A 26,912-nucleotide genomic window follows, 5' to 3' on the forward strand; every position below is an offset into this window, starting at 1 on the left:
AGTTAGAAGCTAAGACGGATATTGGCACCAAGCGTGCGGACTGCAGGATAAGCACCAGTAGAGTACCCTTGGCCATAGTTGCCAGAGCTAGCTGCATCTTCTGGGTCGGCGTCAGGCAGGTTTTTGTGAATAATCCAGAGGTTTCGGCCGACGATAGAAAAATCAATTCCTCGCAAGCCACCAATTTTAGATGCCAACGCTTTTGGTAGCGAATAAGTTAACGATAACTCACGCAGTTTAACGAAGCTAGCGTCGTACACAAACGCTGCTGCTGGGTTAGCCGTGGTGCCATAGGCAGTTGCCCCACTGTCCTCCCCGCTATTATCAGCACGAACGGTGTTGCGAGTACCATCAGCTTGTACACCAGCGAAAATAACACCGCCACTATTGGCAGCATAGGTGCCATCCGCATTTCTCACAATTGGGTCGCGCGAGGGGTTTCCGAGGTCGTTTAGGCCCGCAGTTTCTACCGGCAGGCCCGTATCTAGGCCGTAAGCCCGGTCAAGCGAGAAGATAGTGCCACCTTGGCGAACGTCAACTAAGAAATAGAGCGAAATGCCTTTATAGGAAAGGGTGTTTGAAACACCACCTGTCCAGTTCGGATTGGGGTTAGCAATTTCCTCGTTAGAGGTAGCTGACTTTTGATAGTAACCATTCGTGCGAACTACACGCTCGCCATCCCGGTACACAAAGTTCTGGCCGCGAATACTGTTGATGGGCCGGCCAACAGTTGCATTGGTCGTTACCCCACCCTGGTACGACGCCAGTACGATGTTATCGACGCCATTGAGGAGTTCCGTAACACGGTTCTGGTTTTTCGTCCAGTTAGCGTTGATAGTCCAAGTAAAATTCTCGTTACGGATAGGGCTAACGTAGCCCGATAGTTCAACCCCGCGGTTGCGTACAGTACCAGCATTCACAAAGCGGCCAGTATAGCCAATTGCGCCGGACGTGGTGATATTGATAATCTGGTCGATGGTGTTCGACTGGTAAACGTTGGCTTCAAAGCCGATACGACTGTTTAGGAAAGCAGCTTCTAGACCAATTTCAACACTTTTCGTACGTTCAGGCTTTAGATTAGCATTGTTCTGAGTGCTCGGTACTGAGAACAAGGCGGTGTTACCGAAAGGGGTAGGCTTGTCGAAGCCACTATATATGTTGTACGCAGAAGCACTGCTGCCAACTTCTGCGTAGTTGCCACGCACTTTACCGTAAGACAGCCATGGAGCGGTTTCTTTGGTTAGTTCCGAGAATACGAAACCTAGCGCAGCTGAAGGGTAGAAGTAGCTGTTATTACCCTTTGGCAGGGTAGAGGACTGGTCTCTTCTTGCCGTTAGGTCCAAGAATACCATGTCACGGTAGCCAAAAGTGGCATTAGCAAACACCCCGTCAACTGCCTGCTGTATATCAGCCTCAGTAGGTGGAATTAACGGAGAAATGCTATTCGACAAAGCATAAAAATCGGGGATAGCAAGGCCACCATTGGTGGCAGCATAGATAGACCTGGTCGATTGACGACGTAAGTTGGCCCCAAGCAAGCCCGTGAAGCTCACATTTTCCGCAATGCGAGCTTTGAAGTTGCCAATTAGGTCAAAGTTAGCTTCCCGATAGGTGCGGTTATAGCGGTTATAACCAGATACGTTCACGCTACCATAGGCTAGGCGCTCTTCCTGTAAATCATCGTTAGAGTCTAGAGTTACGCGGCCCAGAATATTAAACCAGTCGGTCGCTTTGTACGTGAGGGCAACATTACCGAAAGTGCGGTAACGAGTATCTGTTTCAAAGCTCTTCGCGCGCGACCAGTACGGATTATTCCAGTACGCACCTCTATCAGTATTCAATCCATTCAGGTTCCAGGTAGCGTTAAGGCCTTCATATTGATAAGCCTGCTCCAATTCCTTCATATCGACGTTGGTTTGCCACCATTGCCGAAAGTTGGTCATTTGGTTTTCGCTGTAGGTGCCGCTATAGCCAGTGCCGTAACGGCCTTTCCCAGTTACAGCTGAGAAGTTTACGCTGGCGCTAGCCGTTAGCCGAGGCGTTATATTCAACGAGCCAGCAAAGTTGATTACGTTCTTATTGACTTGGCTATTAGGTAAGATGCCTTTGTCAATAACGCTATTGTAGCCGAGCTTAAAAGTGCCTTTCTCGTTACCCCCGTCGATAGTGACGCTGTTATTTAGCGTCAATGCCGTTTTGAAAAAAGTAGTCGGGTCGTTCTCAGCAGCTACCCAAGCCGACTTTTGGCCAAAGTGGTTGCTGCCAGGCTGAAAGGCGTTCCATTGATATACCTGCAGATTGGGGTCGAAGCGCGGGCCAACCGAGGCATCAGCACTTAGTTGGATATAATCGTCTTTTATCCCATCGCCGTTGATGTCTGCTTGATTGAAATAGGGGCCATAGCCAGCGCCATATTCTTTCTGGTACTTGATAAAAGTACTCTTGTCAATCCGGCCAGCCGTGATACCACCGTTAATGGTGATGCCCAGACCCTGACGACCTTTTTTAGTGGTAATAAGGATAACCCCGTTGCCAGCTCGTTCGCCATAGAGTGCCGTTGCAGCAGCCCCTTTCAAAACGGTCATCGTGGCGATGTCATCGGGGTTGATGTCGGATGCAGCATTGCCATAGTCGTAGCCGCCGCCACCTGTCTGCTGGCTGGTGCTATTCGTATTGGCGTTGCTAATCGGTACACCATCCACTACGAAAAGAGGTTGGTTATTACCAGTGATTGACTTGGTACCGCGAATCAGGATGTTGGTCGAGCCGCCTAGGGTATTGCTCTGACGAATCTGTACACCTGCAACTTTGCCCGACAAGCCATTAATAGCATTCGGGTTGCGTGCTGCCGTTACTTGTTGTCCTTCCACTACTGTAGCAGAATAAGCGAGCGAGTTACGAGTCCGTTCAACGTTCTGGGCCGTAACTACTACCTCGTTAAGCTGCTTGGTATCAGCTGCTAGCGAAACATTCAGTGTCGGGCTGCTGCCAATAGGCTGCTCGACCGTAGTGTAACCTACAAAGCTGAAGGTAAGCGTGGTAGCTGTGGCGGGTACGTTAAGGGTAAAGCTACCGTCGTTACCGGTGCCAGTACCGAGCGTTGTGCCCTTCACAAGCACTGTTACACCAGGCAGCCCCTCGCCACTCTTTTGGTCAGTAACCCGGCCGGAAATACTCCGGGTCTGAGCCATAGCCACTTGGGAGAGGCCCGTTGTGAGTAAGATAACTAAAGGGGTAAATTGTCTCATGTGAAAAGAAAAAATAATGGGGGGAGTGGAAGCAACTTCCCAATCAACCAGATTGAGTTGGCAAGATATTCACAAAAAGTTAATTGGCAGAATTAGCCTCCGCCTTTATATGGTGCAGCGGTAAGCGATGAGAGACGCGCTGATGAGCAGCGAAAAACGTATTTGTAATTTACTTATAATCAATGTATTTATGTAACAAAAGGGGTGCTGCTAGCATGAAAGGAGCTGTGTGATGAAAATATTACCAGTGATAGGGCTAAATTCATCGGAATAAATATTGATGAGCATTGATTGAGAGTGATTTAGGCTAGTCAATAGAGATGCTTAGTAACTATACTACCAAGTATCATAAGCAGTGTATAGAACACCAGCGCTTAATTAGGACGTGCGGTAGGTATAAATTTTAAGGTTGGTTAATCAGAGCTAGGCGGAACTACGCTGTAAGTTATCAGCCTTCTCGCAAATGGCCGGTAAACTGATAGTCATCGCTGGAGAAATAACCTCCGCTGTAATGGCTAGTGTATAACTGTACTCTAACTTAGACTATTGCTGCGCCGCCAGCCTAGGCGGTGCCTGATTATTGCGCTTCCAGCCGAATTTGAATCTTACTCAATTATATAAATACATAATTATTATAATAGGTAGACCATTATATTAAGCTGCTAATTCAAATAAGGGTAGGATATTGATAGTCTTAGCCTGATAGCTAGTAATCCAGAGATGCTAGAAATAGCATTACTAGTTATCTTCTCATTCCAACTTTATTTCTGCAGTCGAGATGAAGTAGTCTATCGTTAGGCACCATACCTGTGGTAAAAATTGAGCTGTAACTAAAACAGACTTGTTGTAACAGGTATTTAATATATAAAATAGTTAGGGTTCTTACTTTAGGACAAATGCGTATTGTTTGGCTGATGGATAATCTTTATTGTTGATAAATTTTAATTCTGTATGCTGCAGTAATCAATGATTCATCTTCTATATGCATAAATTAAAATATTGTAGTAAAATCAATAGCTCTTTTAGGCTAGTAAATAATTTTATAAGTTGTAGGGGCTTGATATATAAGATGTAAGGAATATGATTGTTTAACTTATTGATTAATAGACAAATTGGCGTGTTGTAAATGAGCAGTTGGCCAGATTGTAAGGATTCTTGTAAAATGTTGTCTTTTTAGTGTGATAAAATAGATGTTGTTTGCCAATAGTATTTAGGTTATCTTGCAAGCCCAACTTTTAACTTGCTATTAAGAAATAGCAAAACTTTCTATTCTACCTTCTTACAATTTTCAATGAATAAAAACTTACTAATGAGCACTGTGCTCATAGTTGCCTCATGCCACACGGCATTTGCTCAGTCACGGACGGTGACAGGGCGGGTAACTGACCAAAAGACAGGTGAAGGACTGCCGGGCGCGACTGTACTATTGAAGGGCACCACAACTGGCGTATCAACCAGCGTTGACGGTCGTTTTACGCTGAACGTGCCTGAAGCTGGCGGTACGCTAGTTATTAGCTCACTAGGCATGGCTACGCAAGAAGTAGCTATCGGCAACCGTACCAACATTGACCTAGTATTATCAGCTGATAATAAAGAACTGAGCGAAGTAATTGTGACGGGCTACGGCCAGCAGTTGGAGCGCCGTGAGATAACGGGTGCCATTGCCAGTGTTAGCTCAGCTCAGTATAAGGACCAACCCGTTATCGGGGTTGACCAAGCCTTGCAAGGCCGCGCTGCTGGGGTACAAGTAACCCAAAACTCGGGTACTCCAGGTTCGGGCATTTCGGTGCGCGTGCGTGGGGCGGCCTCTATCAATGGCAGCAACGAGCCGCTGTACGTAGTAGATGGTCTGCCTGTAGTTACTGGCAATACTACACAGCTAGGGTCTGGTAACCAACTCACCAACGGCTTGAATGACCTGAACCCGAACGATATTGAGTCGATAGAGGTACTAAAAGACGCTGCTGCGGCGGCTATCTATGGTTCACGGGCATCGAACGGCGTAGTGCTTATTACCACCAAGCGCGGTAAGTCGGGCAAGGCTCGCATCGACGTAGACTATTATACTGGCGCGCAGTCGGTATGGAAGCGTCCAGAAATATTGAACGGCGAACAGCAAACGCAACTGTTTTTAGAAGCAGCAGCCAACCGCTTCCCGGCCAACGCGGCCGGTAACTATGTTACGAACCTTGGACCGACTGGCAACCCGTATGCGTTCCGCACTAACGCTGAACTCGCCGCTTATCTATACGGGGTAAGAAACACCAGTGGTACTGGGGGGCTAGTGTCTTACGTTGATGCCTCGCCCGCCACATACCGCCCGCTCAGCCAGTTTCAGAACCCAAGCACGGCTCCCAGCACTAACTGGAGCAATGAAGTACTGCGCACGGCACCCATCAGCAACTATGGCCTCACGTTCTCGGGCGGCAATGATGCTACCCGATACCGGTTGGCTTTGAATTACTTTGACCAGCAAGGTACCATCGTGGGCTCCGGCTTCAACCGTGGTAGCATGCGTTTATCCGTTGATAGCAAGCTATCAGATAAGGTACGGATGGGTACCTCTATTGGCCTGACCCGTAGTACCAACAACCGTATCAATAACGATAACAGCATCTACGGGGTGCTGACTACCGCTCGCCTTTACTCGGCAGACCTGCCCATTTATAATACTAACGGCACTTACTTTAAGATTGGGTCGCTGGAAAACCCAGTAGCGGCCGCTAATGAGCCATTTATCCGTAGTGTTAACAACCGTTTGATTGGTTCACAATTTATTGAGTTTGAGTTCATCAAAAACCTCCGGTATCGAGCTTCATTCGGCCTAGACTTTACCTATGGCCGCGACGACCGGTTCTACTCTACGCTTACCAACCCTGGTGCAGCGGTGCGCGGTGAGGCTACCCTAGCCACCTTGCAAGACCTGAATTACAACCACATTAGCTCGCTGAACTATACCAAAACCTTTGGTGATGACCACTCGCTAAATGCATTGTTTGTGGCTGAATATCAGCGCGATTCTTATAGTGATGCTTTTTCGCAAGCTACCAGCTTTCCTAGCAATGCCATTCGAGAGTTATCGGCTGGAGCTACCAAAGTAAATGCTACTTCTTCTTCGACCGGCAACGCACTGTTTGGCCTGCTAGCAAAAGTTGACTACGCCTATAAGGGTCGCTACTTGGCTAGCGCCTCGGTGCGGCGTGACCAGTCATCGCGCTTTGGCGCCGATAACCAGGTAGGCTACTTCCCGTCGGGCTCGCTGGGCTGGCGTGTGATTGATGAGTCGTTCCTGAAAGACCAAACCGTACTGAGCGAATTGAAGTTGCGTGGTAGCTATGGCGAAACGGGTAACCAGCCCACGGGCAACTTTGGCTCGCGAGGCCTGATTAGTCCTGGCGCTAACTATTTGACCCAAGGCGGCTTGTCTCTGACCCAGCTAGCTAACCCCAACCTGAAATGGGAGCGTACGCGCCAAACTAACGTTGGCTTTGACTTAGGTTTCCTTGAAAACCGACTCTATGTGTCGGTTGATTTGTACAAGCGTAAAACCGACGACCTACTGCTAACGCAACGCCTGACCTCCGACACGGGCTTCACTGGCTACAGCGCCAACGTAGGCAATTTGGAGAACAAAGGCTTAGAAGTAGCCCTAACTACCATAAACCTGCGCAACGAAGGCACGGGCTTTAATTGGGAAACGAACTTCAATATCAGCTTTAACCGTAACAAGGTTACCAAGCTGTCGGACCCCAGCGTTACTGGTGTAGCATCGGGCTTTGCTAGCCGCCTCATCGTAGACCAGCCCCTAGGTGCTTTCTATGGCTACCGCGTCGATGGCATCTTCCAAACGCAGGAAGAGATTAATGCGCTGAATCGGACTTCGTCTACTGGTATATACCAGGCTGCCCTGACTCGCCCCGGCGACATCAAGTTTCGTGACTTGAATGGCGACGGCCGCATCACGGCTGACGACCAAGAGATTATTGGCAATGCCCAGCCCAAATTCTTTGGGGGCATTACTAATACACTGCGGTACATGAATTTTGACCTAAGTGTACTATTCCAGTACAACGTAGGCAACAAAATCTACAATTCGGCAGCTAGCAATACTCAAGGTATGAGCACGGACTACGGTCAGGACGCTGCGGTACTAAATCGTTGGACGCCTACCAACACGAACACCAACATTCCGCGTGCAGTGTACGGCGACCCCAACACGAATGCGCGTAACTCCGACCGGTTCTTAGAAGATGGTTCGTATGGCCGTTTCAAGACGGTGACGCTGGGCTACACGTTCACGTCTGGTTTTATTACGCGGGCGCACATCCGCTCGCTACGCGTCTATGCACAAGCGCAAAACCTGGTGACCTTCACGAAGTACTCGGGCCTCGACCCGGAGGTGAGCTCGTTTAGCGGCAATAACACCGCGCTGGGCACCGACTTCTTCACCTTCCCGCAGGCGCGCACTATCACGGGCGGCATCACGTTGGGCTTCTAATACTCTGACTTTATACTAAATATGAACCTATTCACCATTCGCCAACTTGCTACTCGCTCGGCCCTGCTCCTAACACTGGGCTTGGCTGTGGGCTCATGCGAAAAGGCTGTCAATGTGGAGCCATCCAACAGCGTTAGTTCTGACACTGGCTTCACTACAAAGGAAGATGCTGCTGCTGGCCTGCTAGGTGCCTACGACGCTGTGCAATCTTCTGATTATGCAGGTCTGGCCTTTCCTACCATTTCCGACCTGATTTCGGGTGATATCTCATTTCGTGGCACCTTCACTACCACTTATGGAGTAATTGCACAGAACCTGGCTGCGCCTGATAACATTCAGATTGGCAATACTTGGAATGCCATCTACGTAGGTATTAATCGCGCTAACTACCTGATTCAGCAGAGCGAATTGATTAATGACCCTGCGTTTGCGAAGCAGTCTACTATCGCGCAGGCCCGTGCTTTGCGCGCGTTCCACTACATGAATCTGTTGGCCCTGTGGGGCGGCACGCCCCAAGGTTACGGCTATCCCAATGGCCTAGGGGTGCCCCTGCGTCTAACGCCGACCACCGCTATAGGAACCGAAACAGAGGCTATTCCGCGGGCTACTGAAGCAGCTGTAGCTGAAGCCATTCGGGCTGACCTAGACTATGCAATTGCTAATTTGGCCGTAGGCTCAGGTACTCGCATCACAAAATCAGCCGCACTGGCACTACGGGCTCGCTTTGAACTGCGTATGCGTCAGTACGCTGATGCATTGAAGTTTGCCCAGCAGGTGCCCGTAGTAGCCAACTTTAGCAGCGCTACCATTGGTGCTGGCAGCGCTGCAACCGATGTGCTTTGGCAGCTGGCTTTCAATAACACCGACCAGAGCCAGTACGCTTTCTATTGGTACCCTTCGCCGGGCGGCCGTGATGAGTTCGACCCAGGTACGGCTATTTCTGCCGCGCACCCCACTGGTGACCGTCGTCTCGCAATCAACGTGTTAACGAGCAGTACCACGGCTAAATACACGCAGACTGCGAACCGTGATGACCCCTTCAACGCTGTGCGCTACGCCGAAGTAGTCCTGACTATTGCAGAAGCTGCCGCTCAAACCGGTGACATAGCTACAGCTACCACTAACCTAAACATTATCCGCTCGCGCGCTGGTCTGGCTAATACCACGGCTACCACGGCAGCCGGTTTGGTGACTGACATCCTGCTGCAGCGCCGCTTGGAGTTTGCGTATGAGGGCATGTATTGGTACGACCTGCGGCGGACCAATACAGTGCAGATAGCTCGCCCTACTTACCAAGAGCTTTATCGCAATCTTTTCCCGCTGCCATTGCGCGAAGTGCAACTCACCAACGGGTTAGTTATTACGCAAAACCCCGGCTATTAACCAATAGCTCGGTGTAGCTACTCTCGCTTCTTATTGACAGGAGCTAGAGAATAATCAAAAGCCCCACTCGGATTCTCCGGTGGGGCTTTTTACTGGGTTCTAAGTTGTACCTGTTTCTAGAATAGTAGTAATAAGTGCTGCTATATACGGGTGAGCACCGAGGCCCCAGGCTGCACAGGCTCAGCCAGCCACTCCAATATAGTTGCAGCTGCCTCCGTTGAACTGCGGAGCGCTCCCTCAGCGTGTAGCTTCGCAAACTTCGCATGCTCGCTAAATTGTGTCGCCTCGGCCGTGCGGATGTGTGCTTGCATATCCGTATCGACCACGCCTGGGGCAAGCGCCCACACGCGCACACCGGAGCCTCGGAGGTCTTGCTCTTTCTGGGCCGTTTCGGACAGCGCATTCAGCGCCGCCTTTGAGGCGCAGTAGGCCGCCCAGCCATCAACGGGGCGCTGGGCAGCACCGCTGGTAATGTTGAGCACGGTGCGCGGAATGCCACCTAGGCCGCCATATGCGCTCAAAAACGTATTCATAAGCATGGCAGGAGCTACCACGTTTAGGTCGAATACAAATTGGAAGTGCTCGTTAGGTAATTCGCCTACATAGCCAATTTCACCTAGGGTGCCGGCATTATTAATAAGCGTCAGGCTTTGCGCATCGAGGCGGGGTAGGAATATCTTCCCTAGGTTGTGCTCAACGGCTTCGATGTCGGAGAGGTCGAGCGGCTGGTGCTGGTAGCGCTCGTGCTCAATAGTGGCGTGGCGTGAGATGCCAAGCACCTGCGTATCGGGGCGCTGGAGGATGGCTTCAGCTAATGCCCGGCCTAAGCCCTGGCTGGCACCCGTGATGAGGTAGTAATGCATAATTGGGAGGGTACAGCGGCTCCAAAACAAGAGCCCGTAATCAGCTACGTGCTGACTACGGGCTCTGTTGGCTTCTACTGACCTAGGTGGCAGTTTGGCCTGTGTTAATCACAGAATATACTGACTCAAATCACGGTTTTTGACCATATCGCGCAGGCGCTCTTCTACGAGCTGGGGCGTCACGGTGAGGTGGGTGCCAGCGGGCAGTTGGTCGGGCACATCAAATAACAAGTCGTTTAGTAGCCGGCTCATGACGGTGTGCAGGCGACGAGCGCCAATATTTTCCACCTCCGAATTGACTTCAAACGCGATTTCGGCCAGGCGCGACAGTGCTGCGTCTTCAAAATCCAGCTGTACATCCTCGGCCATCAGTAGCGCTTGATACTGCTTGGTGAGCGCGTTCTTGGGGTCTTTCAGAATGCGGTAGAAATCGTCCTTAGTCAAGCTTTGCAGCTCGACGCGGATGGGGAAGCGGCCCTGCAACTCAGGAATAAGGTCGCTAGGCTTGCTCACGTGGAAGGCACCAGCGGCGATAAATAAAATGTGGTCGGTGTTCACTACCCCGTACTTAGTGTTTACAGCCGAGCCTTCCACGATGGGCAACAGGTCGCGCTGCACACCTTGGCGGCTCACATCGGGGCCGCCGCTCTTGCCGCTGCCGCTGGTAGCTACTTTGTCGATTTCGTCGATGAAGATGATGCCCGAGTTTTCGGCTTGGCGAACGGCTTCTTCCTTCACCTCGTCCATATCCACAAGCTTAGCAGCTTCTTCTTCGAGCAGCAACTTACGGGCTTCGGCCACGCTCACTTTGCGTTTGCGTGACTTCTTTGGCATCATGCTACCTAGCATGTCTTGCAGGCCCGACATGGTAGCCTCGTCCATCATGCCCGGCGCGCCCATGATACCCACGCTGGGGCCCGACTGCGCCACGTTAATTTCGATGCGGCGGTCTTCGAGTTCGCCGTTGCGAATTTTCTGGCGAAAACGCTCGCGGGTGCGCTCATTCAACTCTTGGTCGGAGGTTGGAATAGCGTCGGCCGCAATGCTCTCGCCGCTAATACCGAAGCCTAGGCTGCCCCCGTTGCCATTGGCTGGGGCTTTCATGGGCGGAATAAGTGCGTCGAGAATAATGTCCTCCACAGCCTGCTGAGCTTGAGCCTTCACTTCTTCCTGGCGGCGCTGGCGCAGGCGGCTTACCGACTGCTCAGCCAAGTCACGCACCATGCTTTCTACATCGCGGCCCACGTAGCCAACTTCGGTAAACTTACTGGCCTCTACCTTCACAAATGGAGCATCGGCGAGGTGAGCCAAGCGACGTGCAATCTCAGTTTTGCCCACGCCAGTGGCTCCTATCATCAGGATATTGTTGGGCACAATCTCTTGCTGCATATCGGCCGGGGCGTGCAGGCGGCGCCAGCGGTTGCGCAGGGCAATGGCTACGTGGCGCTTGGCCTCGTGCTGGCCGATGATGTACTTGTCGAGCTCGGCCACAATCTGGGCCGGGGTAAGAAAGGTGTCGTTGAGCATTCGGGTCTAGTAATTCAGGCGGGGCAACCTAGGCGGCTTACCTAAGCCAAGCCGTCAGGAAGGAATACTTCTAAACAGCTATTGGCCCAAGAAGATGCTGTGCGGGCGCCGCATGACAAAGTTTTACTGGTTCTTTTTAAACAAGTTGTTCAGGCTGCGGCTGAGAGTGAAATAGTTGCTCGACCCCGCCGCTTGCAGCGTAGCGTGAGTATAGTCGAGCTGAAACTGGCTGATGCGTAGCAAAAAGCCGAAGCTAAAGCCTGCTCCACCGCCGGTGTTATCGAGGCGCAGCTCGCGGGCCTGCAGGTGGTTATAGCCCACTCGCGCCCGAAAACCAGTACCTAGGAGCAACTCGGCGCCCACCGTGAAGTGGCGGGCCAGGTTGTCGCCAAAGTTGCGGCCGGCGCGCACTGTGTCGCCGCCAGCAGTGGTCGTGCCCCGGTCATTGGGGTCGAGGTACTGAATATTCCATTGCTGCAAGTGGTGGGCCGTGAGCGTAAAGCGCAGTGGCATGTGCTCGGGCTTGATGGTAGTGCCCAGTTGTACATCGAGCGGCAGCGGCTCGCGGCTGCTAGCAATATAGGGCTTCAGCATATAGCCTGCGTTTTTTACCACTAGCCCCACTGTGAAGTCCTGCTCATTAGGCTTGTAAAGCACGCCTGCGTCGCCAGCCAGAGCCAGGGCCCGGTTGGTAGCCAGGCTCGATACCGCAAACTTGGCCGCTACCCCGAAGGTGAACTTGCCTTTGGTGTACGAGTCGGCCCCAGTAAAGGCGTATTCATTGACGCCGAAGGTACCTAGGGGATTGCCGGCGGCGTCGAAGCTCGGAATATCACCATAGTTTAAATACGTGAAGCCAAAGCCAAAGCGTCCTCGCTTCTCGGTATTAAACGCATAGGCGGCAGTGCTTTGCTTGATGCTGCCCACATAGGCCACGTAGCTAATGGCCGCTACATGGTCCATCTCCGCATTTAGCAGCGCTGGGCTGCCAAAGAGCTGCGTGGGGTCGCTGCTGCGGGCCGAGGCATTCATGCCGCCTGCCGCAGCTAGCTGAGCCGACGGCGGTAAACTCAGAAATGGGAAGGCCGAGCGCCCGCCAACTTGCGCCTGCACAATGTGCGCCCCCAGGCTCCCAACAAGGATGACGAACCAACGCGCGGAGAGGTGCTTCATGAGGCTAAAGTTACGGGGCTTAGGCTGCCGCACCAGCCCACAGCCTACACTACACCGCTTAGGTGAGAGGGTAGCGAGCACCTAGGCGGTGCTGCCATAGATACTCGCTACCCTCACCCTCAAACTGCGTAGCCTAGGCTAATTTTTATTGTACTTCCACGCTAGGCCCTGTCGGAGCAGGCGCTTCGTCGCGCACGGGCAACGATTGTGGGCGGGCCACTTTCTCTTGCAGCAAGGCTACTTGCAACACATCGTCGACCCGCTCGGCGTAGTGGATAGTGAGACCCTTGAGGTAGTCAGCCGTTATCTCCTCTACGTCCTTGCGGTTTTTGGGCGATAGTATCACGTCACGCACGCCGGCACGGCGGGCAGCCAGCAGTTTCTCCTTAATGCCGCCCACTGGCAGCACCCGCCCGCGCAGGGTTATCTCGCCAGTCATAGCAAGGTGCGGGCGCACGCGGCGTTGGGTATAAGCCGAGGCAATGCTCGTGAAAATGGCGATGCCCGCGCTTGGCCCGTCCTTCGGAATGCCACCCTCGGGGAAGTGAATGTGCAGGTCGTACTGCTCAAACAAGCGGTAGTCGATACCTAGCTCGTCGGCCCGGGCACGCAAGTAGGAGAGGGCCGTAATGGCCGATTCCTTCATCACATCGCCGAGCTGGCCGCTGAGCGTAAGCTTACCGCGGCCGCGGCTCAAGAGGCTCTCTACAAAGAGAATATCGCCGCCCACGCTCGTCCAGGCCAGGCCCGTTACCACGCCCGCCGTGTCCGATTCCTGATAAAGGTCGCGGTCGAAGCGCGGTGCCCCCAAGATTTTGAGTACGTCTTGCGGCTCGAGCACGCCCGGCAGCGTTTCCTTGCCAGCCTTGCGGCGGGCCAGGTTGCGGGTGAGGGCGGCCAACTGCCGGTCGAGGTTGCGCACGCCGCTCTCGCGAGTATAGTCGTCGGCCACGCGGTGTAGCGCTTGGTCGGTTATTTTCACTTCTTGCTCGCCTAGGCCGTGCTCGCGCAGCTGCTTGGGCCAGAGGTGCTTCTTGGCAATCTGAGTTTTCTCTTCCTGCGTGTAGCCAGTGAGGTCGATAATCTCCATCCGGTCGCGTAGGGCGGGCTGAATGGTTTCTAGCGAGTTGGCTGTCGCGATGAACAGTACTTTACTCAGGTCGTACTCCACCTCCAAGTAGTTGTCGGTGAAGGTAGAGTTTTGCTCGGGGTCAAGTACCTCAAGCAACGCCGAGCTAGGGTCGCCGCGGAAATCGCTGCTCACCTTGTCAATCTCATCCAGAATGATAACCGGGTTGCTAGCGCCCGCCTTCTTAATCTGCGAAATAATACGCCCTGGCATGGCGCCTACATAGGTCTTGCGGTGGCCTCGAATCTCGGCTTCGTCGCGTACGCCACCTAGGCTCATGCGCACATACTTGCGGCCCAGCGCCGTAGCGATGCTGCGTCCTAGGCTGGTTTTGCCTACACCGGGAGGACCATACAAGCACAAAATAGGCGCTTTAAGGTCCTGCTTCAACTTCAGCACTGCCAGGTATTCTAGAATGCGCTCCTTCACCTTTTCAAGGCCAAAGTGGTCAGCATCAAGGATTTTCTTGGTGTTCTTGAGGTTGAATTTGTCCTTGGTATACTCGCCCCATGGCAAATCAAGCAAAAACTCAACGTAGTTGAGCGTCACGGGGTAGTCGGGCGACATCTGGTTGATGCGTGCCAGTTTGCTTAGCTCCTTATCGAAGTGCTTGGCCACCGCTTCGGGCCAGTTTTTAGCCTTAGCGCGGGTGCGTAGGTCGGCTACGTCCTGCTCGGCACTTTCGCCTTGCCCTAGCTCGTCTTGCAGCGTTTTGAGCTGCTGGCGCAGAAAGTACTCGCGCTGCTGCGCGTCGATGCCCGTGTGCACCTTGGTGCGAATGTCATTCTTGATTTCGAGCAGTTCAATCTGCCGTAGCAACGCTTCGAGCAACTGGCCAGCTTGCGCCTCAGGGTCAGCTAGCTCTAGCAGCAGCTGCTTGGCAGGCAAGTCGAGCTGCACATTTGACGACAAGAAGTGAATCAGGAACGCTGGCGACTGAATACCTTCCAGCATGGCCCGCGCTTCGTTCGGAATCTCGGGCGTAAGCTCCAGCACCTTACCAGCGGCTTCGCGCAGGCTTTGCAGCAGCACTAACTCGCCATCTTTGTCGGCGTTCAGGGCACGCTCTTCAAAGTACGTGACGCGCGCCGTAAGCTGCGGTGTAAACGTGACTTGCTCCGTGATTTGGAAGCGCAGCTGCCCCTGAATGATGATAGTCACCTGCCCATCAGGCTGGTCTATAAGCTTTAGAATACGGGCTAAGGTGCCCACAGGGTATAGGTCCTCCAAGCCGGGCTCGTCGGCCTCAGGGTTGCGCTGCGCCACCACGCCCACTAGTTTTTCATTCTTGGCCGCCAGCTTGCGCACCAGTCGAATGCTTTTTTTGCGGGTCACCGTCACGGGTAGCACCACGCCCGGAAATAGCACGGTATTGCGCACTGGCAGCAGCGCCAGCACCGCGGGCGCATCGTCGGCCGAGATAAGGTGGTCGGGGTCGGCCGCCATTATGGCAATGGCTTCCGGAGCCGAGTCGGAGCCCCCCGCTAAAAATAAGCTGGGGCGGGAAGTAGCAAAGGTCATTAGCAGTAGGAAAAGGCGCCGCTAGGCGGCCAACTGGCTGCCAGAGTGGCAGCCACGAGCCCGCGCCTAAGGTAAGGCTGCGCAAGGACAATACGAGTTCAAGGGGCGTGCCAGCCTAGCGGGGCCGCCAAAGCGGCGCACCTAGGGGTAGTTTGAGGCCAGTGTGCAGCACAAATGGCGGCTGTGTATGAACTTGCACCTTAGTTCTGCTTATCAGTTAGTTTATTATGCGTAGCCTATTGGTTTATCACTATTCTTTACGGTGGATTTTGGCAGCTTGGCTGCTCCTACATATGGTCGGCACGGCCGCTGCTCAGCCGCGCCCCCGCGCCGCCGGGGCCAAGCCTACGCCCGCCGCCAGCCCGGCGGCCCGCACGCCTGTAGTGCGCCCTGCCTACCAGCAGCGCACCTTGCCCGGCCGCCTCAGCCGCCGCTTACGCGTGCGCCCCGACGGCACACCTGTCTTCGTAAATATTAATAAAATAGCCTTTTATGAAGACAAAAAGGCGCTGCGGGCTATTCAGCGGGCCGAGCGGCGGCGGCACTATGCCGAAGCGCGTACACTACTTACCAAATACGTAGCGCAGTTTGGCATCGAGAACTTCTACCGCAATACGGACTTGCTGTGGCACCTAGGGCAGCTTTCGCAGCGGGATTCGACCCAGCAGGAAGTGGCTAAAGCTTACTTCCGCCTAGCGCTCAAACACCACCGCACCGATATCAAGCGCGTGCAACTTTACTACGACTCGCTAGAGCAAAAAAACGCCGACCTCTACGTGCCCCTCAAGGTGTACTACGATGTGGTAGAATACCGCAAGAGCGTGAACACGTTTCACCCGCCCAAAAATGTGTATACCAACATGGGCGACGCCATCAATTCGAAGTTTCCAGACTACGGGCCGACCCTGGGTGCCGGCGATTCGATGCTGCTATTTTCCTCGAAGCGCCTGGCGCGGCGCGGCGTGCGCCCGCAGCCCGACGAAAACCTCTACGTGTCGCACCGCGAAGGCCCCAACTATTGGTCCGAGGCTGAGCCGCTGCCTAAGCCCATCAACTCGCCCGATAATGAAGGCTCAGCGTGCTTCTCGCACGATGGGCGCACCATCTTTTTTGCGCGCTGCGAATGCGCTACCTGTCATGGAAACTGCGACTTATACAGCGCCACCCTGGGCAAAGACGGCAAGTGGAGCGTGCCCAAAAGTCTTGGCCCACTAGTCAACTCCACTGCCTGGGATTCGCAGCCCACGCTTTCGCCCAAGGAAGACACGCTCTACTTTGCCTCCGACCGCCTAGGTGGCTTCGGCCTGTCGGATATCTACTTTACCGTGAAGCAGAAAAACGGCCAGTGGGGCCGCGCCCAAAATATGGGCCCGGTCGTAAATACCCGCGAAAGCGAAGTGAGCCCGTTTTTTCATCCGCTCTACCAGGTGCTCTATTTCAGCTCGCGGGGGCAGCTGCTCAATTTTGGCGACTTCGATATCTACAAAACTTACCGCGTGGCTGGTCACTGGCAGGAACCACGCAACATTGGTCCGCTTGTAAATGGCAAGGGGTCAGAGTATTACTTTACTATCGACAGCCAGAGCAAAAATCTTTACTACGCCCGGTCTGAGGAACAAGACATTGCCAACCTCGACCTCTATTCATTTCCGCTGCCTATGGAGGCGCAGCCTCAGGCCACGACTGAGGTAGCAGGTACGCTGGTCGATTCGGTGAGCCGCAAGCCGCTCAAAGGCATCGTCAGCATAATCGACCTTGATAATGGTATTGAAGTAGCCAGCAAATACTTGCGCCCCGACGGTTCCTTCAATTTTGAGTTGATAGAAGGCTCGCACTACGTCATGCTCATTCAGAGTCCCGATGCCTTTACCGTCGAGAAACAGTTTGCCCTGAAAGGCGACACCGTAATGTCGTTGCTCACCAATAGCATCGACTACAAACTGCCGCTCATCTTCAAAAACATTGAATTCGAGGCAAATAAGTCTGGAATTCGCCCCGCAATGCAGCCCACGCTCGACCGCATTACGCTGTTCTTGGTTGACCATCCCGACTTTCGGCTCAGCATAGCCGGGCACACCGATGGCCGGGGCGACCCCGACGTGAACGAGAAGCTGTCGCAAGACCGGGCCGAGGAAATTCGCCGTTACATCGAGCGCAAGGGTAAGCTGGGGCCCGACCGCATCGAGAGCTTTGGCTATGGCTCTAGCAAACCCCTCAAAAATGAGCTAACTGAGGAAGACGCCCGCACCAACCGCCGGGTAGAGTTCAGGCTGATTAAGCCAGAGTAGTGCCTGCTCGCAAAAGCAAGGGCACTAAACAACTACCTACCACAGTTTCGTGTCCGTGATGCCGGGGGGCAGCGGGGCCATGATGCTGAGACCCAGCACGCACCAGCCGGGCTCGACGCCGAAGGTGTTGCCGGGCAGTACATGGCTCACCCAGCGAATCAGCGTTTGACCGGTGTATTCGTGCGTAGTAGGGTTCAGTTCGCGCAGCACCAAGGCGTCGCCTACTTGAAAGTTCTGGTCGTTTTTGCGTACATCAAACGGCTTGGAGCCATTGGCTACGGCGCTAAAAGAGTCGGGCCAGATAGTAAGCTCGTGCGTACGGCGGGGTAAGGCAACGCTAGCAGGATGCGACGAAGAAGAATAAGCGTTCATAATTAAGTAGTATTAGCGGGTTATTTGCAGAAGGTAAGCCACCTAGGGCCGGGCAAAACGTGTACCCCCCGTCCGCCCGCTGGCAAGGAGCCGGCAGCCGGAAGGGGGGTGGGAGTAGCTATAAAACGGCCCGGCTACGTAGATGGTTCGGTGAAAACGAGAGCGAGTCGGGGAAGAAATTGTTAAGGATGAGCTACTAATGAAAAGCAGCTTGCCCTACAAAGGTACTAGCGCGGCGCTAAATTAACCTTAGCTAGGCGGCGGGGGTAAGGGCAAAGCTTGGTCGCGCATGCACTTAAAATGCCCCTGTGGGCACTTCGCAAAGCCTATTTTGGAACACGGCCGGCAGGGTAGGCCCAGCACTTCGAGGGCTTGAAAACTAGTGCGGTAGGGGTACATGCCGAACTGTGGTACGGTGTTGCCCCACACACTAAAAATTTCTTTTCCGAAAGCCGCCGCGATGTGCATTAGCCCCGTGTCGTGGCTCACTACAAAGTCGGCCTGCTGCACCAGCGAGGCCGACTGATGCAGCGAAAACTGCCCGCAAGCGTTGAAGACCGGCGAATGAGGACGCTGAAAAGCCAGCTCGATGATGTGGCCGGTACTTTCGTCTTCGGGGCCACCTAGGAGCACCACGGGCCGGGGCGCTAGCTTGCCTACCAGCTCGATAAGCTTTTCGACGGGCAGGCGCTTGGTGGCGTGCTGCGCACCGATGGCTACCGCCACGTAGTTGCCGGGCTGGAAGCCGGGGGGGAGGGCGGCTGTTACCTCAACTTCCTGGCCGGGCGGGATAAAGTAATCGAGCCCGCCGCCATCGTCGTGAATGCCAAATGCGGAGGCAGCGGCCCGGTAGCGGTCTACGATGTGTACGGGCGGCAGGCGGTCTATTTTGAAGTTGACCAGCAGCCACTTCTGCCAGTTTAGTTTGTCGAAGGCGCGGCCCAGCACGCCCGGCAGCTGCAAGCGAATGAGCCGGGTACGCAGGTTGTTGTGCAGGTCCACGATGAAGTCGAACTGCTCGGCGCGCAGCTCGCGCACTAGCTCGCCTAGGGTGCCGCTGAGCACGTGGGTGCGGTCTACGTAAGGGTTGGCTTCGAGCAGACTGCGGTAGGCAGGCTTAGTGGCAAAGTGCACCCGCGCGCCCGGAACCTGGGTTTTGAGTTGCCGCACCACCGGCGTCGTCAGCACAATGTCGCCGATAGAGGAGAAGCGGAGTACGAGAATCTTCATGGGTATGTCAGTACCGCGTCTGGCATGCGGCGCGCAGCGAAGCATCTCGTGTGGTGCAGTAACTAACTAACAACTTCTGCGTCAGCACGCGAGATGCTTCACTGCGCGCTACGCGACAGTTTTACTCTTTTATTGCCGGGCCTTGCGCGCCGCGAAATATGCGGCTACTTCGTCTGCTGACTTAGCGTTGAAGGTCATTTCCTTGGTCAGCATGCCTTTGCGGCCAGCCAGCACGCCGTAGCGCATGTCGGCGTAGCCATCGGTGTGGTGGGCGTCGGGGTTGATGCTGAGCTGCACGCCCTGGCTAAGCGCGTAGCGCACCCAGCGCCAGTCGAGGTCAAGGCGCCACGGGTTGGCATTGATTTCAATAATGACTTGGTGCTCGGCGCAGGCATCGATTACGGCCTTAAAATCAATGGGGTAGCCAGCCCGGCGCAGTAGCAGCCGGCCGGTGGGGTGGCCCAGCATGGTGCAGTGCGGGTTGGAAATAGCGGCCAGCAAGCGCTCGGTGGCGCGGGCTTCGTCCATCTTCAGATTGGAGTGAATGGAGGCCACGATGAAGTCGAACGAATTGCGCAGCTCGGTGTCATAGTCCAAGCTGCCATCGCCCAGAATATCAGCCTCGATACCTTTGAAAATGCGGAACGGCGCCAACTCTTGGTTCAGCTCATCTATCTCGCGCTGCTGCTGGCGCACGCGCTCGGGCCCGAGGCCATTGGCGTAGTGCGCGGCCTGCGAGTGGTCGCAGATGCCGAGGTACTCGTAGCCCGCATCGCGCAGGAAGGTGGCCATCTGACGCAGCGAGTGGTTGCCGTCGGAGTAAGTGCTGTGATTGTGCAGCGAGCCGCGCAAATCACTGTCTTCGAGCAAGCGCGGTAGCTTATGTTCGGCGGCCAGCTCGATTTCGCCTAGGCCTTCGCGCAGCTCGGGTACCACGTACTGCAGGCCAGCTTTCTCGTACAGCGCCTCTTCGCTGGCAAATTGCTCGCGCTTGGCCCACTGGCGTAGGGTGCGCGGCGCTGGCGGCGTGGCATTGGGCAGCGGCGCGCTTAGGTGGGCTTCGGTGCCCGTGCTGAGGAAAAGCTGATTAACAAAGTCGGCGGGGGCCACCAAGCGTACTGTTACACCCACGCCGCCCTCCACAGCGGTACCTACCCACGCCCATGGGCCCGAGCGGCTGGGCTCGGCGCGCAGGCCGGGTGCCGCATCAAGCACGGCATGGATGGCCGCGAGGTCGGTAGTAGCAACCAAGATTTCGACCGTTTCCACGATTTCGAGGGCGCGGCGGACTTCGCCCGTAGCGGCGGCTTCGGTCACGCCGGGCACTTGGCGTAGGCGCTCGGCCAGGTCGAGCCCTAGGCGCTCGGCCTGCGAAAAGAGCAGCTTACCCGCGCTTTGGTCGGTAAATGCAAGAGCAGCCAAAATACTTTCCTGCGTTTTGGCTCCGAAGCCCTTGAGCTTGGCTACCTGGCCAGCCTCGGCGGCTTCGCGCAATTGGTCGGGGCCTTCGATGCCGGCATCGCGCCATAGGGCCCGCACCTTTTTAGGGCCGATGCCTTTGATATTTAGAAGCTCTACTACGCCGGGAGGCGTTTTATCGAGCAGTTCTTGCAGTTCCTTGAAGGTGCCAGTGTCGAGTAGCTCGGCTACTTTGGCAGCCTGGGTTTTGCTGAGGCCGGTGCGGTCGGGCAGGCCGGGGCGGTCTACCTCAGATACCGGGAACTCCAGCTGCTCGAGGGCCGTGACGGTGCCATCGTAGGCTCTGATTTTGAACGGGTTCTCGTCGTGCAGCTCTAGTAGTTGGGCGGTGAGCTTAAAGGCACGAATGAGGGCGCGGTTATCCACTAGCGTGAGTCAGGTTAGGGCGGAAGGGTAGGAGGGCTTACGCAGGAGCGGGCCCGGCGGCCGACGCAAAAGCCCCGCCGCCATCCACAATCAAAAGTACACCTCGCCGCCCGGAGGCAAATTCTCGTAGTATCTACGCCTATGTTTTCCCCTCGATTAGCCCGGCTAGCGGCTTTCTTCTTTTTGCTGGGCCTGGCCGCCTGCCAGCCCCAACACCCCACCCAGCTGCCCCTAGGCGAGCTGGCCAAGCTGCACGGCACGTGGCTGCTAGTGCCCGAAGACAGCCACGCCGACACTCTCACATACCGGCGCAATACCTACCGCTTCCGCTACCAGCCGGGTGGGCGGCCAGGCTTTCGCCTAGGGCAGGCTGGCAGCTTTGTGCGCTACGATGTGGCCCCCGGGGGCGGGCTGCTGGCCCAAGAAGGCACCTGGGCCGAAACCAGTACTGGTCGCTTATTAGTGCATCTGCCCGGCCTAGAGCCTGCCGAGCCTGACTACGAGCTGGAATTGCTCTCGTACAAGCAAGGCGTGTTGCGCCTGCGCCGGCTAGCCGAACGACCCGCGGTAGAGGTTATTCGCAATCCCTAGGTGCTGCTTGGAGCCGTGCATCTTACGTCAGGGTACTAGAGTAAGCTACCTGACACGAGCCCCAATGTACTGCGCCTTTATCCTACGCATTTGCCTCTCAAGCGCAACCTAGCATGGCGCTGCCGACCTTTGCGGCTATGAATTATTGGTTGGTTAAATCTGAGCCCGAGGCTTACGCCTGGGCTGACTTGGTGCGCGAAACGGGCACCGATTGGACGGGGGTGCGCAACTATCAGGCGCGCAACAATCTGCAAGCCATGCAGCCTGGCGACTTAGTGCTGTTTTACCACAGCGTAAGCGAAAAAGCCGTAGTGGGCGTAGCCGTGGTGCATGCCGCCGCTGCCCCCGATGCTACCGCCGAAGCTGGCAGCCCCTGGGTGGCTGTGCACCTGCGCCCGCACGCGCCGCTGCCCCGCCCCGTACCACTGGCTGCCCTCAAGGCTGAGGTGCGCCTAGGGCAGCTGGCGCTGCTGCGGCAGTCGCGCCTATCGGTGCTGCCCGTGCGCCCCGAAGAGTTTGATATTGTGCTCGAACTAGGGTCGGTTGAGAACTAGAAAGCTCACCTTGACGATTTTAATTTATCAACCTTTATTTTTAACTATTCTTGTAAAAGAGCTTAGGTTTAAACGTTGTATTAGGCATTGGTTGAGGTTGCGAACAGCCATCAAATATGGTATCTTCGTAAGGAGGGCAGGCGGCCTATGAGCCGGCTGCCCACACCGTTAACCTCGACTGCTATGAAACACTTCTGCGCGCTTTTACTATGCCTCGGGTCCTTGGCCTCATGGGCGCAGCAAGCCGAAGCTCCGTCCCCCCCCGGCGCTCCGATTCAAACTGCCCGCACCGAGCTGCTGCTCGACCCCTACACCGATGAAGTGGCCGTGCAAACCATGCCTTCCGATTCGGCCGTGGTGCTACTTATTAGTCGGCAGCCCAAGCTGGTGGGCCCCATGCAGTACTACTTTGCGCAGTACCGCGCCAACCTAGTGCTGCGCCACGAGCAGGCCGTGGAAATAAAGGATGAATATGACCTAGTGCGGCTGTGCAGCGAGCCGGGCGCGGTATACGCCTTGTTTCGCTCGCGCGTCATGCCGGGCCGCGTGTTGGTGGCTGCCTATAATGCCCGCGGTGGGCAGGTGCACACGCAGGAGTTTGATACCAAGCAGTACCGCCAGCTTGTATCGATGCGTGCCGTAGATGGGCGCCTGCTGGCCACCGTGACCCTGGCCGACCAGCTGCATCAAACCGTGCTGCTGCTCGATGTGGCCACCGGCCGCTTCCAGTTTCTGCCTTCGCTCTACGAGCCGCTCACTACTGAGCTCACTAGTGTAATGGATGCACCGGCTGGCCGTGCCGAGTTTATCTTGAGCCAAACCAACGGCCGCAAGCAGCGGCTCATGCTCAAGCAGCTGTCGGCCGAGCAAGGCCAGCTGCTGCGCTCCGAAATGGTGCAAACCGAGAGCGAGCGCACTCTCATCACGGCGCAGCTGAGCCCGCCGCAGGACACCAGCGCTCGGCTACTGGCGGGTACTTATGGCCTGCGTGGGCCGCAGTATGCCCAAGGGTTGTTTACGACTGACCTCACCGCTCCGCCTGCCAACCCCAGCGACCCGCGCCCGGCCCTACGGTTCTACGACTTTAGGCGCCTAAGGCACTTCTTCGAGTACCTTAACCCTGCCAAAGAAGCCCGCCTGCGCACCCGCTCGGCCCGCCGCGACGAGCGCGAGGAAGCGCCTCTGCGCTGGCATTATCGTCTGTTGTTGCACGAGCTGCTGCCGCAGCCCGGCGGTGGCTACACGCTGGTGGCCGAGGTGTACTACCCCCGCTACCTCTACAACTCGTACGGACCTAGTAGCGTTGGCAGCCTAGGGGCCTTTAACAACCCGGGCAGCATGCCGCAGTCGTATGGCGTACCTGGCCGCACCTTGATAGGCATCCGAACTACGCACGTGCTTGTCTGCGGCTTCGACCGCCGGGGTAGCCTGCTGTGGGATAACTCGTACGTGGTAGATAGCGACCTGCTGCACAGCGAGCTTGAAGAAGCCGTGCGCACGCTGACCCTGCCCGATGGGCGCATCGTGCTGGCCTATCTACTAGATAATGAGTTGCATTACAAGCTCATCAACCAAGGCGAAACCGGCCCCAACGACTTGAAAGTGCCCATCTTCACAGCGGGCCCGGGCATCAAGGAAAAAGTGCTCGACACGCGCCAGCCCGATGTGCAGCCTTTAGGGGAGCGCCAATACATAGCCAGTGGCTTTCAGCGTATTCAAGGCGAGCGCATGCCCGAGCGCCAGGTATTCTTTCTCCAAACTCTAGAATTCTAACCTAGGGAGTAAGAGGATGATAAAGTGCCTCAAACGGCAGTAAGACAAAGCTGGCAAGAAGTAGGCGGCTGCTAAACCGCCCACTTCTTGCCAGCTTTGTCTTTTAGTTACTCCCTTTTATAGCATCGCTATGCTACTTGCCACGCATACCGGTCAGCCCCACGAAGCTGGCCTTGATGAGGCCGGACGCGGCTGCCTGGCCGGGCCCGTGTTTGCGGCGGCCGTTATTCTACCGCCCGACTATAACCCTGCCTTTCTCAACGACTCCAAGCAGCTCAGCGCTCGCCGGCGCGACGTGTTGCGCGCGGACATCTGTGCTAATGCCATTGCCTGGGCCGTAGCCGAGGCCAGCCCCGAGGAGATTCACGCTATCAATATTGCGCAGGCTAGCTACCTGGCTATGCACCGGGCCGTGGCTGCCCTGGCCGTGCCAGCTACTCACCTGCTTGTCGATGGCAACCGCTTCAAGGTGCACCCTAACTTGCCTCACACCTGTATTGTGGGCGGCGATGGCCTGTACCGCAGCATCGCGGCGGCTTCCATCTTAGCCAAGACGTTTCGCGACGAGCGCATGCACGAGTTGGCCGCCGAGTTTCCGGCCTACGGCTGGCACCAAAATGCCGGCTACCCCACAGCTGCGCACCGGGCTGCGCTGCGCGAACATGGCGTGACGCCGCACCACCGGCTGGGTTTCAGGCTCCTCTAGGTCAATAAGTAACGAATAAGGAGCAAGGAGCGGCCCGTAAAGCTAGGCCGCTCCTTGCTCCTTATTCGTTACTTATTGAAAAGTCTATTGCTTCATTTTGAGCAAATCCAAGAACAAGCTGAAGCTATCAACTGTGCCGCCGCCCTCGCCGCCAAACGAGTCGAAGGTCAGGGGCTTGATGATATAGCCGCTCACGTTTAAATCCTTGGCACCTAGGCGGTCGGTGTCTAGGTCCGACGTGGTCATAATGAACACGTTAAGGTCCTGAAACTCGGGGTCGTTGCGGAGTATCTTCAGCAGCTCTAGGCCGTTGAGACGGGGCATGTTGATGTCAAGCATCATCAGGCTGGGGCGGGCTATCTTGGCTTCGCCGTTTTCGCCGCGCAGCATGTTCAGAGCTTCGCGACCGTTGCGGGCGTGCACCAGGGGCACTTCGATGTGTTGCTTGCGCAGCTCGCGCTGCACGTTCATCACGTCCATTTGGTCGTCTTCCACTAGCATGATGCTGGTAGTGCTAGCAGGAAAAATATCGGTAAGTGACATACGCAGAAGGGCAGGAGGAAAGCAGAGCGGCTAAAAGGAACAAAGACGTAACGCGCAAGCCGGCCGGTAAGATATAATGCAAAACTAGCTAGCCGCCGCGGCTGTAGCCTTGCGCTGGGGGCTGCTGGTAGGGGGCGGGGTGGCCGGCGCGGCTATCGCCACGGCTTGCTTGGGCCATGTGAAATAGAAGGTAGCACCTTCACCCTCGGTCGATTCGACCCAGATGCGGCCACCCTGGCGCTCCACTATTTTCTTCACAATGGCCAGCCCTACGCCCGTGCTTTCGAGGGCGTCGCGCTCGACTAGGGTTTGAAAAATAATAAAAATGCGCTCATGGTATTCGGGCGCGATGCCGGGCCCATCATCTTGCACCGAAAACCGGTAAAACTCGCCCGAGGCCTCATCGCAGCCAATGTGGATATGCCCGGTGCTAGGGTGGTCGTGGTACTTAATAGCGTTGGAAATCAAGTTGGTAAACACCTGCTGCAGCTGCGTGCGGTTAGTGACGAGCGTAGGCAGGAAGAAGGGCAACTCCAGCTTAAAGCCCTGGGGCATGCTCAGCGTATCGGTGATTTCGCGCAGTAGCTGGCGCACGAACACTGGCTCGTTGGCCTCGGCCACGCGGCCCACCCGCGCCAGGGCCAAAATGCCCGTTATCAGGTTTTCCATGCGGTGCACGCGCTGCCGCATCAAAGCTAGAAACTCCCGAATGTGCTGGGGCAGGTTGTCCTTGCCCATGTCTTCCTCTATCCAACGCGAGGCGCTTTCGATGCCGCGCAGAGGCGCTTTCAGGTCGTGCGACACCACGTAGGCAAATTGGTCCAGCTCCTGGTTGCGGCCCTCCAGCTGGCTAATGTTCTGGTCAATGGTATGCGCCATGCCATTGAGGGCGCCCGTTAGCTCGCTTAGCTCATCGTGTTCGTTGTCAACTATCTGAGTTTTGTAGTCGCCATCGGCTAGGCGGCGGGCCAGCAGTATCATGCTGCGCAAGCGGCGGCTCAGCAGCCGCACGAGGTACACGGCCCACAGCAGCCCTAGTACCAGCCCTAGGGCCGCCACAAACCCCGAAATGCGCTGCGCCCGCGTGATGCTATCGGCTAGCCGTTCGCGCTGGGCCTGGCGGTTGGCGGTTTCGGTGTCGTCGAAAAGCATCATCTGGTGCCGAATGGCATCCATTACCTGCTTGCCTACCAGGCCCTCGGCTAGGCTGCCGTGGGGCATGCCTTCGAGGCCGCGCTGCAACGGATTGCCAAGGCGGGCGGCGCGCTTTTCGCTTACCAGCATGTGCGTGTAAGCCGTCCACTGCTGAAAGAGGTGCCGGGTGGTGTCGAGGCGCTGGCGCTGCACGGGCTCGTTGCCCAGCTGCTCATTCAGCTGCTTGAAACGCGTTAGCAGGTCGCGCTCGCCACTGTAGTAGGGGTCCAGCATCTGCTCGTTGCCAATGAGCAGGTAGCCTCGAAAGCCCGTTTCCATGTCGATGATGCTCCGCAGCAGGGTAGTGCCATCGGCCGACACGTGCTGCGACGCTTCCACGCGCTGCGAGTTGCGCAGTACTTGGCCCGCCAGCTGGTAGTTGAGCAGCAGCACCGCCGCAAACAGTCCTAGCAGCAGCAAAAATCCAGCAAAAAGCTTAGTAGTCAGGTTTATTCTCATAGCAGCCCGGCTGGC

General features: G+C 55.7%; 17 protein-coding genes. 7 read left to right on the top strand and 10 right to left on the bottom strand.

Annotated features, from left to right (window positions below; genetic code table 11):
* Window positions 1–2 precede the first annotated feature (2 nt).
* Window positions 3–3,248, bottom strand: coding sequence for a SusC/RagA family TonB-linked outer membrane protein (locus FNT36_RS10745; protein ID WP_144847305.1), 3,246 nt, complete (start codon window positions 3,246–3,248; stop codon window positions 3–5).
* 1,309 nt (window positions 3,249–4,557) lie between these two features.
* Between FNT36_RS10745 and FNT36_RS10750 the strand changes: the two genes are divergently transcribed.
* Both FNT36_RS10750 and FNT36_RS10755 read left to right on the top strand, forming a co-directional pair.
* Window positions 4,558–7,746, top strand: coding sequence for a SusC/RagA family TonB-linked outer membrane protein (locus FNT36_RS10750; protein WP_233635831.1), 3,189 nt, complete (start codon window positions 4,558–4,560; stop codon window positions 7,744–7,746).
* Window positions 7,747–7,767: 21 nt separating this feature from the next.
* Window positions 7,768–9,129: a RagB/SusD family nutrient uptake outer membrane protein gene (locus FNT36_RS10755; protein ID WP_144847309.1), complete on the top strand. Its 1,362-nt coding sequence runs from the start codon at window positions 7,768–7,770 to the stop codon at window positions 9,127–9,129.
* Window positions 9,130–9,269: 140 nt separating this feature from the next.
* Here FNT36_RS10755 and FNT36_RS10760 read toward each other — a convergent pair whose 3' ends face one another.
* From FNT36_RS10760 to lon, 4 genes are all read right to left on the bottom strand, one after another.
* Window positions 9,270–9,992 carry an SDR family NAD(P)-dependent oxidoreductase gene (locus FNT36_RS10760; RefSeq protein ID WP_144847311.1) on the bottom strand — a complete coding sequence of 241 codons (723 nt, stop codon included), beginning with the start codon at window positions 9,990–9,992 and terminating at the stop codon, window positions 9,270–9,272.
* A gap of 108 nt (window positions 9,993–10,100) precedes the next feature.
* Window positions 10,101–11,519: an ATP-dependent protease ATPase subunit HslU gene (gene hslU, locus FNT36_RS10765; RefSeq protein WP_144847313.1), complete on the bottom strand. Its 1,419-nt coding sequence runs from the start codon at window positions 11,517–11,519 to the stop codon at window positions 10,101–10,103.
* A 123-nt stretch (window positions 11,520–11,642) separates the two neighbouring features.
* On the bottom strand, window positions 11,643–12,692 hold the full coding sequence (gene porQ, locus FNT36_RS10770) for a type IX secretion system protein PorQ (RefSeq protein WP_144847315.1): 1,050 nt from the start codon (window positions 12,690–12,692) through the stop codon (window positions 11,643–11,645).
* A gap of 145 nt (window positions 12,693–12,837) precedes the next feature.
* A complete protein-coding gene (gene lon / locus FNT36_RS10775) occupies window positions 12,838–15,342 on the bottom strand; it encodes an endopeptidase La (RefSeq protein ID WP_394348940.1) in 2,505 nt (834 codons plus the stop codon).
* Window positions 15,343–15,569: 227 nt separating this feature from the next.
* Here lon and FNT36_RS10780 point away from each other — a divergent pair, with 227 nt between their 5' ends.
* Window positions 15,570–17,630, top strand: a complete 2,061-nt coding sequence (locus FNT36_RS10780; protein ID WP_233635832.1) for an OmpA family protein — start codon at window positions 15,570–15,572, stop codon at window positions 17,628–17,630.
* 36 nt (window positions 17,631–17,666) lie between these two features.
* On the opposite strand, the gene FNT36_RS10785 is transcribed toward FNT36_RS10780, so the two are convergent.
* From FNT36_RS10785 to FNT36_RS10795, 3 genes are all read right to left on the bottom strand, one after another.
* Window positions 17,667–18,002 (bottom strand): ASCH/PUA domain-containing protein, encoded by a 336-nt coding sequence (locus FNT36_RS10785; RefSeq protein ID WP_144847317.1) that lies wholly within the window; start codon window positions 18,000–18,002, stop codon window positions 17,667–17,669.
* A 249-nt stretch (window positions 18,003–18,251) separates the two neighbouring features.
* Complete coding sequence (locus FNT36_RS10790; protein WP_144847319.1) at window positions 18,252–19,232, bottom strand: glycosyltransferase family 9 protein; 981 nt, start codon at window positions 19,230–19,232, stop codon at window positions 18,252–18,254.
* Window positions 19,233–19,361: 129 nt separating this feature from the next.
* Entirely contained in the window at window positions 19,362–21,077 is a 1,716-nt protein-coding gene (locus FNT36_RS10795; RefSeq protein ID WP_144847321.1) for a helix-hairpin-helix domain-containing protein, read from the bottom strand.
* A 141-nt stretch (window positions 21,078–21,218) separates the two neighbouring features.
* On the opposite strand from FNT36_RS10795, the gene FNT36_RS10800 reads away from it, so the two are divergent.
* From FNT36_RS10800 to FNT36_RS10815, 4 genes are all read left to right on the top strand, one after another.
* Entirely contained in the window at window positions 21,219–21,668 is a 450-nt protein-coding gene (locus tag FNT36_RS10800) for a hypothetical protein (RefSeq protein WP_144847323.1), read from the top strand.
* Window positions 21,669–21,805: 137 nt separating this feature from the next.
* The gene (locus FNT36_RS10805; protein ID WP_144847324.1) at window positions 21,806–22,222 is read left to right on the top strand and encodes an EVE domain-containing protein; all 417 of its coding nucleotides are present in this window, start codon (window positions 21,806–21,808) and stop codon (window positions 22,220–22,222) included.
* A 183-nt stretch (window positions 22,223–22,405) separates the two neighbouring features.
* On the top strand, window positions 22,406–23,995 hold the full coding sequence (locus FNT36_RS10810; RefSeq protein ID WP_144847326.1) for a hypothetical protein: 1,590 nt from the start codon (window positions 22,406–22,408) through the stop codon (window positions 23,993–23,995).
* Between the two features lie 130 nt (window positions 23,996–24,125).
* The gene (locus tag FNT36_RS10815; protein ID WP_144847328.1) at window positions 24,126–24,701 is read left to right on the top strand and encodes a ribonuclease HII; all 576 of its coding nucleotides are present in this window, start codon (window positions 24,126–24,128) and stop codon (window positions 24,699–24,701) included.
* Between the two features lie 84 nt (window positions 24,702–24,785).
* Here FNT36_RS10815 and FNT36_RS10820 read toward each other — a convergent pair whose 3' ends face one another.
* Both FNT36_RS10820 and FNT36_RS10825 read right to left on the bottom strand, forming a co-directional pair.
* A complete protein-coding gene (locus FNT36_RS10820) occupies window positions 24,786–25,244 on the bottom strand; it encodes a response regulator (protein WP_144847331.1) in 459 nt (152 codons plus the stop codon).
* Window positions 25,245–25,328: 84 nt separating this feature from the next.
* Window positions 25,329–26,897 carry a sensor histidine kinase gene (locus FNT36_RS10825; RefSeq protein WP_144847334.1) on the bottom strand — a complete coding sequence of 523 codons (1,569 nt, stop codon included), beginning with the start codon at window positions 26,895–26,897 and terminating at the stop codon, window positions 25,329–25,331.
* Between the last annotated feature and the right edge of the window lie 15 nt (window positions 26,898–26,912).

Origin of the sequence: Hymenobacter setariae (genome assembly GCF_007713685.1) — a bacterium.
GTDB classification, from domain to species: Bacteria; Bacteroidota; Bacteroidia; order Cytophagales; family Hymenobacteraceae; genus Hymenobacter; species Hymenobacter setariae.

Coding starts and splice junctions, on each gene's coding strand:
- FNT36_RS10745 (WP_144847305.1), bottom strand. CDS start 3,248: ATGAGACAATTTACCCCTTTAGTTATCTTACTCACAACGGGCCTCTCC.
- FNT36_RS10805 (WP_144847324.1), top strand. CDS start 21,806: ATGAATTATTGGTTGGTTAAATCTGAGCCCGAGGCTTACGCCTGGGCT.
- FNT36_RS10810 (WP_144847326.1), top strand. CDS start 22,406: ATGAAACACTTCTGCGCGCTTTTACTATGCCTCGGGTCCTTGGCCTCA.
- FNT36_RS10780 (WP_233635832.1), top strand. CDS start 15,570: ATGCGTAGCCTATTGGTTTATCACTATTCTTTACGGTGGATTTTGGCA.
- FNT36_RS10820 (WP_144847331.1), bottom strand. CDS start 25,244: ATGTCACTTACCGATATTTTTCCTGCTAGCACTACCAGCATCATGCTA.
- FNT36_RS10790 (WP_144847319.1), bottom strand. CDS start 19,232: ATGAAGATTCTCGTACTCCGCTTCTCCTCTATCGGCGACATTGTGCTG.
- FNT36_RS10755 (WP_144847309.1), top strand. CDS start 7,768: ATGAACCTATTCACCATTCGCCAACTTGCTACTCGCTCGGCCCTGCTC.
- FNT36_RS10760 (WP_144847311.1), bottom strand. CDS start 9,992: ATGCATTACTACCTCATCACGGGTGCCAGCCAGGGCTTAGGCCGGGCA.
- FNT36_RS10800 (WP_144847323.1), top strand. CDS start 21,219: ATGTTTTCCCCTCGATTAGCCCGGCTAGCGGCTTTCTTCTTTTTGCTG.
- lon (WP_394348940.1), bottom strand. CDS start 15,342: ATGACCTTTGCTACTTCCCGCCCCAGCTTATTTTTAGCGGGGGGCTCC.
- FNT36_RS10750 (WP_233635831.1), top strand. CDS start 4,558: ATGAGCACTGTGCTCATAGTTGCCTCATGCCACACGGCATTTGCTCAG.
- FNT36_RS10815 (WP_144847328.1), top strand. CDS start 24,126: ATGCTACTTGCCACGCATACCGGTCAGCCCCACGAAGCTGGCCTTGAT.
- FNT36_RS10825 (WP_144847334.1), bottom strand. CDS start 26,897: ATGAGAATAAACCTGACTACTAAGCTTTTTGCTGGATTTTTGCTGCTG.
- porQ (WP_144847315.1), bottom strand. CDS start 12,692: ATGAAGCACCTCTCCGCGCGTTGGTTCGTCATCCTTGTTGGGAGCCTG.
- FNT36_RS10785 (WP_144847317.1), bottom strand. CDS start 18,002: ATGAACGCTTATTCTTCTTCGTCGCATCCTGCTAGCGTTGCCTTACCC.
- hslU (WP_144847313.1), bottom strand. CDS start 11,519: ATGCTCAACGACACCTTTCTTACCCCGGCCCAGATTGTGGCCGAGCTC.